This window comes from Acinetobacter sp. YH12052, from assembly GCF_013419835.1.
GTDB lineage: Bacteria > Pseudomonadota > Gammaproteobacteria > Pseudomonadales > Moraxellaceae > Acinetobacter > Acinetobacter amyesii.
Map to the genome: position 1 here is coordinate 111598 of NZ_VOZI01000009.1, position 15553 is coordinate 127150.

15 protein-coding genes are annotated in these 15553 nt (G+C 39.6%); 6 read left to right on the forward strand and 9 right to left on the reverse strand.

Translation table 11 applies throughout. The features are described from left to right. Positions 1 to 281 precede the first annotated feature (281 nt). Positions 282 to 737, reverse strand: a complete 456-nt coding sequence (locus FTU06_RS08630; RefSeq protein WP_078189073.1) for an Lrp/AsnC family transcriptional regulator — start codon at positions 735 to 737, stop codon at positions 282 to 284. Between the two features lie 142 nt (positions 738 to 879). Here FTU06_RS08630 and FTU06_RS08635 point away from each other — a divergent pair, with 142 nt between their 5' ends. Together FTU06_RS08635 and FTU06_RS08640 are read left to right on the forward strand one after the other, a co-directional pair. Further along, positions 880 to 1626, forward strand: coding sequence for an AzlC family ABC transporter permease (locus tag FTU06_RS08635; RefSeq protein ID WP_180146056.1), 747 nt, complete (start codon positions 880 to 882; stop codon positions 1624 to 1626). Further along, the gene (locus FTU06_RS08640; RefSeq protein WP_180003989.1) at positions 1623 to 1922 is read left to right on the forward strand and encodes an AzlD family protein; all 300 of its coding nucleotides are present in this window, start codon (positions 1623 to 1625) and stop codon (positions 1920 to 1922) included. Before FTU06_RS08635 ends, FTU06_RS08640 begins: the two co-directional genes overlap by 4 nt. 157 nt (positions 1923 to 2079) lie before the next feature. On the opposite strand, the gene FTU06_RS08645 is transcribed toward FTU06_RS08640, so the two are convergent. Together FTU06_RS08645 and FTU06_RS08650 are read right to left on the reverse strand one after the other, a co-directional pair. Then, the gene (locus tag FTU06_RS08645) at positions 2080 to 2382 is read right to left on the reverse strand and encodes a hypothetical protein (RefSeq protein WP_168379360.1); all 303 of its coding nucleotides are present in this window, start codon (positions 2380 to 2382) and stop codon (positions 2080 to 2082) included. 199 nt (positions 2383 to 2581) lie between these two features. Next, the gene (locus FTU06_RS08650) at positions 2582 to 3610 is read right to left on the reverse strand and encodes a type I glyceraldehyde-3-phosphate dehydrogenase (protein ID WP_180009414.1); all 1029 of its coding nucleotides are present in this window, start codon (positions 3608 to 3610) and stop codon (positions 2582 to 2584) included. A 574-nt stretch (positions 3611 to 4184) separates the two neighbouring features. Between FTU06_RS08650 and alaS the strand changes: the two genes are divergently transcribed. From alaS to csrA, 3 genes are all read left to right on the forward strand, one after another. Beyond that, positions 4185 to 6878 (forward strand): alanine--tRNA ligase, encoded by a 2694-nt coding sequence (gene alaS / locus FTU06_RS08655; protein ID WP_180146059.1) that lies wholly within the window; start codon positions 4185 to 4187, stop codon positions 6876 to 6878. Between the two features lie 346 nt (positions 6879 to 7224). Continuing rightward, on the forward strand, positions 7225 to 8505 hold the full coding sequence (locus FTU06_RS08660) for an aspartate kinase (RefSeq protein ID WP_078189079.1): 1281 nt from the start codon (positions 7225 to 7227) through the stop codon (positions 8503 to 8505). Positions 8506 to 8754: 249 nt separating this feature from the next. Continuing rightward, the gene (gene csrA, locus FTU06_RS08665) at positions 8755 to 9009 is read left to right on the forward strand and encodes a carbon storage regulator CsrA (protein ID WP_078189080.1); all 255 of its coding nucleotides are present in this window, start codon (positions 8755 to 8757) and stop codon (positions 9007 to 9009) included. A gap of 91 nt (positions 9010 to 9100) precedes the next feature. Here the strand turns inward: csrA and rnhB are convergent, their stop codons facing one another. Beyond that, positions 9101 to 9670 (reverse strand): ribonuclease HII, encoded by a 570-nt coding sequence (gene rnhB / locus FTU06_RS08670; RefSeq protein ID WP_168379347.1) that lies wholly within the window; start codon positions 9668 to 9670, stop codon positions 9101 to 9103. A gap of 93 nt (positions 9671 to 9763) precedes the next feature. Further along, positions 9764 to 10153 carry a hypothetical protein gene (locus tag FTU06_RS08675; protein WP_078189082.1) on the reverse strand — a complete coding sequence of 130 codons (390 nt, stop codon included), beginning with the start codon at positions 10151 to 10153 and terminating at the stop codon, positions 9764 to 9766. A 212-nt stretch (positions 10154 to 10365) separates the two neighbouring features. On the opposite strand from FTU06_RS08675, the gene FTU06_RS08680 reads away from it, so the two are divergent. Further along, positions 10366 to 10923, forward strand: a complete 558-nt coding sequence (locus FTU06_RS08680; RefSeq protein ID WP_180042035.1) for a cytochrome b — start codon at positions 10366 to 10368, stop codon at positions 10921 to 10923. 52 nt (positions 10924 to 10975) lie between these two features. Here the strand turns inward: FTU06_RS08680 and FTU06_RS08685 are convergent, their stop codons facing one another. The 4 genes from FTU06_RS08685 to yaaA all read right to left on the reverse strand — a co-directional run bounded on the left by FTU06_RS08685 (position 10976) and on the right by yaaA (position 15536). After that, positions 10976 to 11350, reverse strand: coding sequence for a hypothetical protein (locus FTU06_RS08685; protein ID WP_180009410.1), 375 nt, complete (start codon positions 11348 to 11350; stop codon positions 10976 to 10978). Positions 11351 to 11406: 56 nt separating this feature from the next. Further along, entirely contained in the window at positions 11407 to 12408 is a 1002-nt protein-coding gene (locus tag FTU06_RS08690; protein ID WP_180050097.1) for an adenosine deaminase, read from the reverse strand. A 66-nt stretch (positions 12409 to 12474) separates the two neighbouring features. Next, positions 12475 to 13797, reverse strand: coding sequence for an NCS2 family permease (locus FTU06_RS08695; RefSeq protein ID WP_111885323.1), 1323 nt, complete (start codon positions 13795 to 13797; stop codon positions 12475 to 12477). 956 nt (positions 13798 to 14753) lie between these two features. Further along, complete coding sequence (yaaA, locus tag FTU06_RS08700; RefSeq protein ID WP_180115325.1) at positions 14754 to 15536, reverse strand: peroxide stress protein YaaA; 783 nt, start codon at positions 15534 to 15536, stop codon at positions 14754 to 14756. Positions 15537 to 15553: the final 17 nt, after the last annotated feature.

The window sequence follows — 15553 nt, forward strand, 5'->3', positions numbered from 1 at the left end:
ATAAAAAAATCGGGAGCACACCCGATTTCTCCTAGTTTAGCACGATAGTTTTACGCTTGCACACGACTTTTTCATAAAAGATGCTTCAGCATTCATTACTTCATCTACAGCTTTAACTTTTACAACTAAATCCATGTTTATGCTTATATTTTAAAATCCTGTGAACGTTATTTTTTTAACCATTTGATAAAAAATAATCAGCACCCTGCTTTCTATAGATGAAGTTTTAAACAAAGTTATAAATATGATCAGGCTCAATAACTTAATTTAAGACACGAACATCAATCCAATGGAAGCGCTGTAGTTTGTTTAACGGCCTGTAAAGGTATCTCTGTTTTTACATTTTGCACACTGGCAATCTGCGTTAAATGATGAATCTGAAACTTTCGATAGGCTTCTAAATCTGCCACGACGATACGTAAGAAAAAGTCACAATCCCCTGCCATGAGTTGACATTCAACGACCTCAGGCATCGTTTGAATCGCTGCGACAAAATCATTCACGGTTTTTGCATCTTGACCTTTTAGCCAAATCCGCGCAAATACCGTTAAACTTAAATTCAATTTTGACTGATTCAGTAAAGCCACATATTTCTCAATATAGCCTTCATCTTCTAGTTGCTTAACCCGTCTCAAACACGGCGAAGGTGATAAACCAACTAGTTGGGCCAATTCATTATTTTGTAGTTTTCCATTTTGCTGTAATGCTTGCAAAATGCGCTTATCTATCTGATCCATCAATAAAGACACTAAATTTCACAATAATCTTTATTTTAGCAATTTCATTGCACAATAAAAGCAATCTTTCACAAAACAGCTGCCAAATGCTGCTCAGATATCCATAAAATATTGCTTTCGATCTCGCTTCATGGAAAACGTCATGTTGATGTTTAGACAAAGTACACTCAATCATACCCATTCAGAGCATTCTATTGAGTTTAAACGAGGTCTAAAAACATCTATTCCAATGCTGCTGGGCATTATTCCTTTTGCATTAGTTCTGGGTGCTCAGGCAACACATAAAGGCTTTTCTAGTTTAGAAGTTCCGCTTTTGACTGGTCTTAACTTTGCAGGTGGTTCTGAATTTGCCATTTTGCAAGTTTGGACCAATCCCCCTAATATTCTCATGCTGATGTTTATTACGTTTTTAGTGAATAGTCGGCACCTATTAATGGGGGCGAGCCTTGTCCCGTATTTACGACATCTCCCGAATCGCACGGTTTATACCGCTTTATTTTTTATGTGCGATGAAAGTTGGGCCGTAGGTTTGGCCGATGCGCAAAAAAAATCTAATTCTTTGGGAATTCAGCGCGCCTTTAGTTTAATGTTCTATGCAGGCTTATGCTGTGCTCTATATTTGATGTGGGTCGGCTTTACCACTTTAGGAGCAATGATCGGACCGATACTTGGCGATATTAGTCGACTTGGTTTTGATATGGCCTTCCCTGCTGTATTTCTTGTTTTACTACGTGGCATGTGGAAAGGCTTTAAAGCGGCGCGTCCATGGCTGGTCAGTTTGATTGCCGCATCTCTGGCTTATTTGTATCTCCCTGCGGGCTGGTATGTTCCGATTGGCGCAGTTACGGGTATTGCTTCTGCATTTTTCCTAATTGGAGATGATGTATGATCCACTCTAGCACCCTGATCGCGATTCTATTTATTGCCTTAACCACTTACCTGACCCGTATCTTGGGTTATGTGTTACTGAAAAACCGTAGCCTCACCAACAAACAACGTCAAATTATGGAAGTTGTTCCCGGCTGTGTGTTGATCTCAGTGATCGCGCCTTATTTTGTTAAAGATAATCCTGCTGATTTGATCGTGATGGCCATTACCCTATTTGCAGCATCACGTTTTTCATTATTGCCTACCGTTGTGATTAGCATGCTTTCAGCAGCCGTGTTAAGACAAATTTTGATTTAGTCCCATACGATCATATGTTGAAAAACGCGTGAACTACGATTTGAACCCAATGACAATAAATATTGAGAATCATCTTATTGGATAAAAAATACCCACACCTTGAGATTACATGCTTCATGCAGATATCGAGCTATGGGCAGTCTTCTTTATCTTTCGATTAGCTTTGATCGGTTTTGACCACTTTTGCCAAAATGTTCACCAATTCTGCATTTTGCAATTCTACTTGCTGTAATTTATGTGTGGTCTGATCTAAAACTTCTTGCTGGATATGCATTTTCTTTGCAAGGTCTTGCATAATTTCCAAAGTCTTTTTCAGGTTGGCTTCAAGATGCACCACTTTTTCTTCAAGTGGCAAGGTTTCATGCGCGGTAGATTGCGATACGTCACGATTAAACTGTAGCCAAATTAAAAATATAACCGCTAGCGCCAATAATAAAATAAATCCCCAAAGTAACATCAACATCATGCTCAATACTCTTTATATATTTCTTTGACTTTCATCTTAAACAATAAATCGGCTGTGCTTGAATATTTTTTAAAGTTTTTCAATATTTTCGAGATACATCAACGTCATTACGCATGATTTTTCATCTAATTTTAGAAAATAAAAAACACCTACAAGCTAGTAGATGTTTTCTATATTGGATAAGTTTGAATTTTTATAAAGAGTGAAAACTTTCACATAAATCGAGCAAGCGGTTCGCATAGCCCCATTCATTGTCATACCATGCGAAAACTTTTGCTTGCTTTCCTACCACCATGGTTTGATTCAAATCGACAATCAATGAATAAGGTGAATGATTAAAATCACTTGAGACCAAGGGCTCATCGGTTACTGACATAATTTCATGATAATCAAAACGTGCAGCTTTGCTTAACACTGCATTTAACTCATGCTTGGTGATAACTGATTGAGACACAAAACTTAAATCGATTGCAGCAACATTGATAGTCGGCACACGAATCGAATAGCCATCGATTCGATCTTCCATTTTCGGCATGACCCGTTTCAACGCACCCAGAGCTGAAGAGGTCGTTGGAATAATATTTTGACCTGAAGCTCGCGCACGACGTAAGTCACGATGTGCATGATCCAATACAGACTGATCCGCAGTCACAGCATGAATTTCTGTCATGAGTGCTGTGTCTATACCAAAGGCATCATCAATAATTTTGACTAAAGGCACCAAAGCCTGCGTGGTACACGACACACTCGAAATAATTTGATCCGTCGCTTTGACTTCATGATGATTAACACCATACACAATCGCAGCATCAACACTGTCAAACGGCGCAGCACCAATAATCACACGTTTGGCACCTGCACCAATATGCTGTGTGGCTGCCTCTCGCGATCTAAATAAACCTGTACATTCGAGTACCACATCGACATTCAGGTGTTGCCAAGGCAAAAGACTCGGCTGTGCTTCATTTAAAACTTGCACTTTGAGATGTGCTTGGGCACAAGAGATCTCTAGAAAAATAGCGCCATCTTGTTCAAGAATGTCGACTTGGCCTGCAAAACGACCATGCGTGGTGTCGTATTTAAACAAATGCACCATGGTTTCCACATCAGCGACATCATTTATGGCAACAATTTCATAGTGAAATTCCTTTGGATTTTCAAACCAAGCGCGTAATACATTGCGTCCGATTCGACCAAATCCATTAATTGCCACTCGCTGCATGACCAATCCTTCGTTTTAAAACAAAAATAAAGCATCTATATGTTAATGGATTTCAACATGAAAAAGTTATCATTTATTCGTTTAATGCTTATTGGGCTTTATTTTTATAAAGCGTTAGCGCCAACATAGATCTAAATATTAGCTTCACTGAAAATGTACGGCACCAAGATCAAGTTCAATCACTCTTAATAAAATGGATGCAAACATTCAATTTTCCCAATGAACTGAAAAATATAAAAGCAATGCACCTTCATGTAGAGCATTCATCAACATGTTGAATTTGAACTTTTAAAGCTTTTCAAGACATATAAATAAAACGCAGCAACAGTGCGCTCACTAGATTAATCAATGAATACTTTCAGCGTTCCAAAGGTTTAAAAATCTAAAAATATAGGTGCCAAATTTAAAACATATAAAAAGTCATAGAGATAGCCGAAAATCATTGGTCACTACACCTTTTTCCGTTATAATTTAGCGTTTTTAAATTTTATGTCAGCATCTCAAGCCAGCTTTAAAATTTTGTAAGACTTGCTTGATATGCTATTACCAAATCGAAATTAGGAGAGACTTGGTTGTGAGTACTCGTTTTATGACATCAGCTGAAATTCGCGAAGCTTTTTTAAGCTACTTTGAATCGCAAGGGCATACACGTGTCGCGTCGAGTTCTCTGGTACCTGCCAACGACCCAACACTATTGTTCACAAATGCTGGTATGAACCAGTTTAAAGACTGCTTCCTTGGTCTTGAAAAACGTGACTACGTTCGTGCAACTTCTTCACAAAAATGTGTCCGTGCCGGTGGTAAACACAACGACTTAGACAACGTTGGCTATACTGCGCGTCACCACACATTCTTTGAAATGTTGGGTAACTTCTCATTTGGTGACTACTTCAAACGTGATGCCATCACATTTGCTTGGGATTTCTTAACCAACGAAAAATGGTTGGGTCTGCCAAAAGATAAACTATATGCCACTGTTTACCATACAGATGACGAAGCATTTGATATCTGGAACAAAGAAATTGGTCTAGACGCTTCACGCATTATCCGTATCGGTGACAATAAAGGCGAAAAATACGCTTCAGATAACTTCTGGGCAATGGGCGATACAGGTCCTTGCGGTCCATGTTCAGAAATCTTCTTTGACCATGGCGACCACATTTGGGGCGGCTTACCGGGCACTCCTGAAGAAGATGGCGACCGTTTCATCGAAATTTGGAACAACGTATTCATGCAGTTCAACCGTACTGCTGATGGCGTACTGCATGAACTTCCAGCGCCGTCTGTAGATACAGGTATGGGCCTTGAGCGTATTTCTGCTGTTTTACAGCATGTAAACTCAAACTACGAAATCGACCTATTCCAAAACCTATTGAAAGATGCCGCAGAAATCATTGGTTTAGATACCACTGAACTTGAAGCAAAAGCGCAAGCAGAAAACAAACCTGTTGAATACCCTGCTTCACTTAAAGTTGTTGCTGACCATGCACGTTCATGCTGCTTCTTGATTGCAGACGGTGTTAACCCTTCAAACGAAGGCCGTGGTTATGTACTACGTCGTATTATCCGCCGCGCAGTGCGTCACGGTAACAAATTGGGTGCAACAGGTTCATTCTTCCATAAAATGTTGCAGCCGCTGATCGACGTGATGGGCGCTGCTTATCCTGAGCTTGCTGCACAGCAAGCACGTATCGAAGCACAGCTTTTGAAAGAAGAAGAACAATTCGCAAAAACTTTAGAGCAAGGTTTGAAATTGCTTGAAGGCGAATTGGCTCAACTTAAAGGTTCAGTGATTCCAGGCGAAACTGTATTTAAACTTTACGATACTTACGGCTTCCCGACTGACTTAACAGCAGACATTGCACGTGAACGTGATTTAACGATTGATGAAGCTGGTTTCGAAGTCGAAATGGCGGCTCAACGTCAACGTGCGCGTGATGCTGGTAAATTTGCTGTCGACTACAACTCAATTGTCAAAGTTGAAGGCGAGACTCAATTTGACGGCTATGACGCAACTCAAGGCCAAGGTCAAATTGTTGCAATCTACAAAGACGGCGAACAAGTTGATGAAGTTTTTGAAGGTGACGAAGCACTAATCGTTCTAAACCAAACTCCGTTCTATGCAGAAAGTGGCGGTCAAGTTGGCGATACAGGTATCTTCAAAAACGAAACTGGTATTTTTGAAGTTCAAGACACCAAAAAATCAGGCGGCGCATTTGTACACCAAGGCATCGTGACCATGGGTAACTTAAAAGCGGCTCAAGCGGTTGAAGCGATTGTTAAAGCAGATATCCGTGCAGCAACATCGCGCAACCACTCTGCGACTCACCTGTTGCATGCAGCGCTGCGCCAAGTTTTGGGTACGCACGTACAGCAAAAAGGCTCATTGGTTGCCAGCGAACTTTTACGTTTTGACTTTGCCAATGATCAGCCTGTTTCATTTGAACAGCTTCAAGAAATTGAACGCATTGTCAATGCCGAAGTGATTGCCAACACTGCTGTTTCAACTGAACTTTTAGACATCGATGCGGCCAAAGAAAAAGGCGCAATGATGTTGTTCGGTGAGAAATACGGTGACGAAGTACGTGTACTTTCAATGGGTACAACCAAAGATGAGAAAAACTTCTCTATCGAACTTTGTGGCGGTATTCATGTAAAACGCACCGGTGATATTGGTCTATTCAAAATCACTTCTGAAGGCGGTGTTGCTGCAGGCGTACGTCGTATTGAAGCCGTTACGGGTACTGAAGCTGTTGAAGCTGCGCAAAAAGCAGATCGTGACATTCATGCAATCAACGATTTGCTGAAAGCGCAAAAAGATCAAACTTTAGAAAAAGTTGAAGCTTTGTCTCACACAGCATCTAGCTTGCAAAAACAAATTGAACAATTGAACCAAAAATTGGCAAGCTTCCAAGCCGCTGAGTTATTGAGTCAAGTTCAAGAGATTGCTGGCCGTAAAACATTAATCACCACGGTTCAAGGTGTAGATGCGAAATCACTTCGCAACTTGCACGACGGTGTGAAATCTAAGTTAGACAATGCTGTGATCGTGATCGCAGCGGTTGATGCCGACAAAGTGAGCCTGATTGCTTCGGTTGCTAAAGAATACACTGCTGCTGTAAAAGCAGGTGACATCATCAAACACCTTGGTCAAGAGCTTGGTGGTAAAGGTGGTGGTAAACCTGATATGGCTCAAGGTGGTGCGCCTTATAGCGACAAACTTGAAGCAGTAATGACTGACCTCGTTGCATGGTTAACTGCAAAATAAGACCAAAAGTCCTATAGCTCAAAGTGACTCACCTCCTTTGAGCAAATCAACAGGTTTAAGCAGTGTGTTTTTTAATGCTGGATCCTGCTTAAACACTGTTGATGCGCGAAAGCGCAAACTCAATCATCATGTTGAAACCAATATTCAACCTCTGGCTAAATGATGAAAATGGAGTCTAAAAGGCTGGGTTCATGTGAATCCCCTGCAGACACAAAGTATCTATTTGAACTCCTCCTACCTTGGAGTTCATGAGCTACGTGGTATATTAAAATCGCGCTCAAGTGCGGTCTTAAAATATGTGTAAGTGCTTTAAGTCTTTAGACTTATTTACTTGGTAAGGATAGTTATGGCATTAATCGTTCAAAAATATGGCGGTACCTCAATGGGTACTCCAGAGCGCATTTTAAATGTTGCTCGTCGTGTAAAGCGTTGGCATGATCACGGTCACAAAGTTGTGGTTGTTGTATCTGCAATGAGTGGCGAAACCAATCGTCTACTTGCTTTAGCGAAAGCCATTACCGAAACACCTGATCCACGCGAATTAGACCAAATGGTGTCTACGGGTGAACAGGTAACGATTTCTATGTTAGCAATGGCACTTAACTCTATTGGTGTTGAAGCTAAATCACTTACAGGTCGTCAAGTTGGTATTAAAACCGACAGCGCATTTACCAAGGCGCGTATTGAAGCGATTGATACAGATGTATTGACTTCAAACCTTGACGCTGGACGTGTCATTGTTGTGGCAGGTTTCCAAGGCTTTGATGCTGAAGGTAACACAACGACTCTAGGTCGTGGTGGTTCTGACACTTCAGGTGTTGCATTGGCTGCTGCACTTAAAGCTGACGAATGTCAGATTTACACAGACGTTGATGGTGTTTACACCACTGACCCTCGTGTCGCTCCAAAAGCGAAAAAAGTTGATCGTATTTCTTTTGAAGAAATGCTTGAAATGGCATCACTTGGTTCTAAAGTCCTTCAAATTCGCTCTGTAGAATTTGCCGGTAAATACCAAGTGCCTTTACGCGTATTATCAAGTTTTGATAATGACGATGATGGCGCATTCGACGAAAACTTTAAACAAAACGTCGGGACACTAATCACCACTGAAGCGGAAGACAACATGGAACAACCAATCATCTCAGGTATCGCGTTCAACCGTGATGAAGCTAAATTAACTATTCTTGGTGTACCGGATAAACCAGGTATCGCTTCAAACATCCTTTCACCAATTGGTGATGCCAATGTTGAAGTGGATATGATTATCCAAAACGTGGAAGAAGACGGTACAACTGATTTCACTTTTACAGTTAACCGTGGTGAATTACCAAAAGCGAAAGCTATTCTTGAAGCGACTGCACAAGAAATTGGTGCACGTGAAGTTGCAACTCGCGCAGACATCGTTAAAGTATCGATTGTTGGTGTTGGTATGCGTTCACACGCTGGTGTAGCAAGCAAAATGTTTACTGCTCTTGCAAAAGAAGGCATTAACATTTTGATGATCTCGACTTCTGAAATCAAAATTTCAGTGATTATCGATGAGAAATACTTAGAGCTTGCTGTACGTGCTCTACACACTGCATTCGGTCTAGATCGTGAAACAGGTGAATCAAGCGCGCGTGCTTAATTAACCTTGCTGTGTGTCAAAATTTGTCATTGTTAGACAGATTTTGAAAAACATCGTAAAAATTCAGAGCCACTATAGTTTTTTTTATAGTGGCTCTGTTATATTAAACCTGAGGATTTTAAAATTTACTCAGTTTGCGACTGTCACAATGATTGTTTCAGATGCACTGCTAAATTTTTTTGCTTTTACAAGTTATGAATTTTACATAACAGATCATTTGCAGGTTTTGCATTTTGCAAGGAGAGAAACATGCTGATTCTGACTCGTCGTGTCGGAGAAACATTAATGATTGGAGACCAAGTTAGCGTGACTGTACTTGGTGTTAAAGGTAATCAGGTTCGTATTGGCGTGAATGCTCCAAAAGAAGTATCTGTTCATCGTGAAGAAATTTACCAACGAATTCAACATGAACGCGCAATGCACGAACATCTCCAAAACATTGATCAAGAATATCAGCCATCTTTTGAAGAAACTGATTATTCACAAAACAACTATAATCGCTAAGATTTAAGTTGTTAAATGATAAAGCGGCTCATTAGGCCGCTTTAAATTTATCTAGAACATGCGTTTACTATATAAGTTCAACTGAGCTTAATTACTGCCCTTCTAGAACTTTACGTACGGGGCCAAAACTGCGGCGATGTTCATCAATCACCCCATACTGTGCAATCGCTTCGAAGTGCGCTTTGGTTGGATAGCCCTTGTGTTTCGCAAAACCATACTGTGGATATTTTGCATCCAGTTCAACCATTTCGTGGTCTCGAGTCACTTTTGCCAAAATACTCGCAGCCGAAATCTCTGGATGAATCGCATCACCGCCCACGATTGCATCACAGCTCATTGCTAAACCGGTTGGGACTTTATTACCATCGACCAACACGTGTTCTGGCTGTACATTGAGTTTTTCCACTGCACGACGCATTGCAAGTAATGATGCTTGCAAAATATTGATCTCATCAATTTCTTGTGCAGAACTTTCAGCAATCGCCCAAGCCAAGGCTTTTTCTTGAATCTCAATAAATAACTTTTCACGTTTTTTTTCAGTGAGTTTTTTAGAATCGTTTAAACCTTCAATCGGGTTATTTGGATCTAAAATGACAGCTGCCGCAACAACCGAACCCACCAATGGACCGCGACCCGCTTCATCTGCACCAGCAATTTTCATATATCTCTCACTCAAAATAAAATACGACCCTTAATTTGGATTTACTGATACTCAGCAAAACCATTGTCTGGGTCGTATAAATTGTTCTAAATCTTAGTTTTTAAATGTTTCGATCACGCAAGCATTTAAAGTATTTGTCACGATTTTAGCCGCAAGATTTGCTTGTGAAGTTTTATCCATTGCTGCTACAACCAAATCCGTTGCAGTCACGCTAGTTGTCGCTTTCTCGCCTACACATGAACACACTTCAGTTTGTAGTTCAGATTTTTGAGTTTCTGTTAATAATTTTGAACCTGTTTTCCAGTAACTGTTGTTATTTAGCTCAGTCACGCATTTCGCTTGAACACCCACTTTAACAGCCATCATTGCCAAGCTGTTTGCTGAAGTTGTACCTGTAGAGGTACTTGTACCAGTTGTACCAGTCGCAGCACATGCAGAAAGAACAAGCGCTAATGGCGCTAGAACAGCAACTAATTTTTTCACGAATATATCCTTTGTTCTGTTAATTAACGCGCATATTGTGCCCCAAATCACACACCATCTGATATGACTATTTAAAATAAATTCGGTAACTGTGTAGTTAATCATCAAAGCCTGTGTTGCATATTCACAACACTGTGTACCGATTTTAAACGACGCATATTTTTGTGGTCTGTATTAGAATCTGCATAAGATTGGACGCTTAAATAATCAACATGAGCAATAACACACAATACTACACTCGAACAGCTCAGGTCTTACATTGGCTGATGGCGATCATATTCATCGTGGCATGGTTAATTGGCTTTTATAGTGGCAATTTTCTCAGTTATGACGTCGATGGCAGCTTTAAAGGACAAGTCATTACCCTCCATAAAAATATTGCGACTACGATTATTTTTTTGGTGGTGATACGAATCTTTTGGCGCTATACCCACCCCGCTCCAGATTTACCTGACAGCATGTCATCCGGCATGAAAACCTTGGCACATTTGGGTCATTTAGCACTGTATTTTGTACTACTAGCTTTACCGATTACAGGTTGCTTATTTAGTTGGAGCGCAGGTCACCCGGCCCCTGTCTTGTATTTGTTTGAAATACCACGCTTGGTACAAGATAATCCTGAATTATTAGCCATCGTGAAACCGCTACATATTTGGATTTCTTGGGCAGCAGGCTTGCTCTTAGTGGGTCATATTTTGGCAGCGTTGAAACATCATTTTATTGATAAAGACCATGTGCTCAAAAGTATGACACGACAACCAAAACCCTAATAAAGACAAAATAAAAGCCACATCATGTGGCTTTTATTGTGAGCATCATCTTTTAATTCAGCACTTGCTGAGCACAGCCGCGCATACTATTCAAAACCGCTTTAGAAATCAGTTTATTCTTTTCAGTTTCATTCACAGCAGCAGTCATCAGATCTTTCGCACCGATATCATCCATGGCATGCTCACTCACGCACTGACAAATCGCAGTTTGATTGTCTTTTTTCTGTTGAGCACTCATAAACAACGCAGCGCCTTTCCAAATTTTAGAACTATTTAATTCTTGCGAGCATTGATATTCAATCACAGGCTTTAGCATACGCTGACTTAAACTTGATTTATCTGCAATAGCAGCGGATGAAATCAATACTGAGGCTAAAAATGTAATCGATGGGGCAAATATAGAGCGATTTGAATGAGAGAAAAGCATGATTTAAACATAAAAAAGGCAGTGAATATTCACTGCCTGAGATTATACGCTGATTATTAATTCAACGCTTCAATCTTTTTAATCCAAGCTTGCTTTTCAGCAACTGAAATAAATGATGCTTCAAAAGAGTTGATTGCCAGTTGCTTTAACTCTGCATTGCTTAGATCAAGCGCTTTGGTGATCGCAATGAAGTTATCATTCATATAACCACCAAAGTACGATGGATCATCTGAATTGACGGTCACATGCACACCTTGTTGCAATAGACGGCGAATATTATGCTCAGCCATATCTTTGACCACGCATAGCTTTAAATTGCTCAATGGGCAAACGGTTAATGGCATTTTCTCTGCAATTAAACGTTGCATCAAAGCAGGATCTTCTTCTGAACGTACACCATGGTCAACACGATTTACTTTCAGCAAATCCAAGGCTTCCCATACGTATTCTGCTGGACCTTCTTCCCCTGCATGCGCAACGATAAGAAAACCTGCTTCACGTGCTTTTGCAAAAACACGTTCGAATTTTGATGGTGGATGACCCACTTCACTCGAATCTAAACCGACACCAATAATTTGATCTTTATATGGTAAAGCTTGTTCTAATGTTGCAAATGCTGCGTCTTCAGATAAATGACGCAAGAAGCACATAATCAGATGTGAGCTAATGCCCAGTTTCGTTTTAGCATCATCACAAGCGCGTTGTAAGCCATTCAAAACAGTTTCAAAAGCAACACCACGGTCTGTATGAGTTTGTGGGTCGAAGAACATTTCGGTATGAACCACATGATCTTCTGCACATTTTTCAAAGTATGCCCATGCCAAATCATAAAAATCTTGCTCATGAATCAGTACATTTGCACCTGCATAATAAATGTCTAAAAAAGACTGTAAATTATGAAAGTTATACGCTTCTTTTAATTCTTCGACTGATTGATAAGGGATTGCAATATTGTTGCGTTGGGCAATTGCAAACATGAGTTCAGGCTCAAATGTCCCTTCAATATGCACATGTAGCTCTGCTTTTGGCAAAGCGCGAATCAGCTCAAGTTGATCCATCTTTTATCCTCATAAAAATAAAAAAGGGTGCAAACTGAGTTTACACCCTTTCGCTATTTGACAGTATTAACCGCCAAATGCAGCAAATTTTAATGCCCAAAGTGCAGCAATAATCCAGACCATATATGGTACAGTTTTCGCCTTACCTGTAAGCAATTTAACCAATGCATAGCTAATGAAGCCCATTGCAATACCGTCTGCAATTGAATAGGTAAACGGCATAAATACAATTGTTAAGAATGCAGGGACTGCTTCAGTAATGTCATCCCATTCAATATGAACGATACCTTGAATCATTAACACACCAACAAACAACAATGCTGGCGCAGTTGCAAAACCTGGTACTGACTGAGCAAGTGGTGCTAAGAACAATGCCAAAATAAACAATACAGCAACTACAACTGCAGTTAAACCTGTACGACCACCGGCAGCAACACCTGCTGATGATTCAATATAAGGCGTAGTCGAAGACGTACCCAATGCAGCACCCGCAACAATTGCAGATGAGTCAGCAAATAATGCTTTCTTCAAACGTGGTAATTTACCGTCTTTTAATAAACCTGCACGGTGTGATACACCGACCAATGTACCTGTAGAGTCAAATAAATCGACCAAGAAGAATACAAAGATCACGCCAATCAAACTTGCGGTGAATAGACCTTCAAAGTTCATTTGCATGAATGTTGGAGCGATTGAAGGAATAGCACCTACAACACCTTTAAATTCGTTGAAGCCCAACAGGGTTGAAATTGCAGTAATCACCAAAATACTGATGATGATTGCACCACGTACTTTGAAGTGATGCATAACCACAACCATCAAGAAGCCAAGTAAAGCTAACAAGACAGACGGCTGTTTTAAATCACCCAGACTAACCAATGTTGCAGGGTTATCAACAATAATGCCGGCATTTTTCAAAGAAACCAGTGCAAGGAATAAACCAATACCGCCGCCGATCGCCAGTTTAAGCGACATTGGAATCGCATTGACAATCGCTTCACGGATTTTGAACATGCTGATAGCGATAAAAACAAGGCCAGAGACAAAAACAGCTGCTAAAGCAGTTTGCCATTCCACGCCCATACCCAAACATACAGAATAGGTAAAGTAAGCGTTTAAGCCCATACCGGGTGCTAAGGCAATTGGATAGTTAGCAACAAGACCCATCACCAAACAGCCAATGGCTGCTGCTAGACAGGTTGCGACAAAAACAGCACCATGATCCATACCCGTTTCGGACAAAATCATTGGATTGACAATAATGATGTAACACATTGTCAAGAAAGTAGTTACACCTGCAATGACTTCTGTTTTGAAACTGGTTTTGTTTTCGCTCAGTTTAAACAGACGTTCAAGCATGTTCTCGGAAGATGGATTAGGAGTCGTCATGACCTAGCCCCTATGAAGTAAACTTTATGCATATAAGCATTCCACAAAATTAATCATGTGATGTATTCATCATTAATTTTGTGTATGCCTAAGCAACGAATATGCCAATTCGGCAGATTGTAGGCTTTAAAAAATCCTATTTTCAACAGCATACAACACAGTACAAATGTTGAAATTTGCAAACAAAAAAGCTGCATAAACCTATGCAGCTCCTCTATTTATGTCATTTAATTCGTATTTAATATCAATAAATACTGATCAAATTAATTTCGGCAAATTATAACACATTGATTTTTTAATGTTTCCAAATTTTCATCGCTTTTCAATTTAGTAAATTTAAGACATTGTTTTCTTTATAAAGTTTCAAATTATTATATATAAAAATAAAATATCAAGATTTAGACGAACACTTCAAGACCATGCTTGAGCTCAATGCAGAAGCTGCAAGATTGACTTTTTTTAGCGCATATAAGGTGATGCGTTCAAATCATCATTGAACACCTGATTAATTTCTTGCTGTCGCTTTAACTCTGCATTTTTATAAACACTAAACCCTAAGAACACAATGCTGAGTATAAAAATTGGTATCAGTATTTTTTTCATAACAAAATTTTATTCATGTTTAAATATTTGGCTATAATAACAAAAAACTTAAACAAAAAAGTGACGTGTTTCACAATTTTATATCTTATTAAGTTATTTAATAAGCTATTTGTTCGATCAATGTTAAATTTGTAATATGTTTTAGACTGATAGACAAGATAATCACTGAATGTTTTTTCGAATCCTTTTCCGCAAAAAGCTTCAAATCATAGATCATTTCACCTAAGAAATTTAAAGCACGATCAATTTCACAACCCACTATTAAATCTCGAATGACGAAGATGAAAAAAGCCGTTGACTTCTAATCAGCGGCTATTCATATTCTTTTCAGTCTAAGTTTTTCAATTTTAAAATTAAGCGGCTTGTTGTTCATCTCGCTTAAAGACCAATTCGCCCTTTAAGCTACTCTCAGCATCGAAATAATAACCATCGGTATTGAACGACTTGATATCTTCAATACGTTCAATTTTATTTTCCAACAAATAACGCGCCATTAGGCCACGTGCTTTTTTGGCATAGAAGCTGATGACTTTATATTTGCCGTTCTTTTGATCGAGAAAAACAGGCTTGATGATTTCGGCTTTGATTTTTGATTCTTTGACCGACTTATAATATTCATCTGAAGCGATGTTGACCAAAAGTTCAGAGCCCGCTTTTTCCAAATCGTCATTGATGAGATTGGTGATGGTATTGTCCCAAAACTCGTATAGGTTATGTCCACGTGGATTTTGCAGCTTGGTCCCCATCTCTAAACGATATGGCATCATTAAATCAAGCGGACGCAATAAACCATAGAGACCCGAGAGCATACGCAAATGGGTTTGTGCATATTCAAGGTCTGAGTTTGTAAGTTTATAAGCATCTAAACCGGTATATACATCACCTTTAAAGGCAAAGATTGCTTGGCGTGCATTGGCAAAATCAAAATCAGGCTGCCAATCTCGGAAGCGCTCAACATTTAAAGTCGCAATTTTCTCACTGACACTCATCAAGCTTGAAATTTCACTTACCGACAATTTACGTGCGACTGAGATTAATTCTTCAGAATGATCTAATAGCCGTGGTTGAGTGAATTTTTCAGTCGGTAAAGCGGTTTCGTAATCTAAAGTTTTTGCTGGAGAAATTAAAGCGAGCATAAACATCCTGATTAATT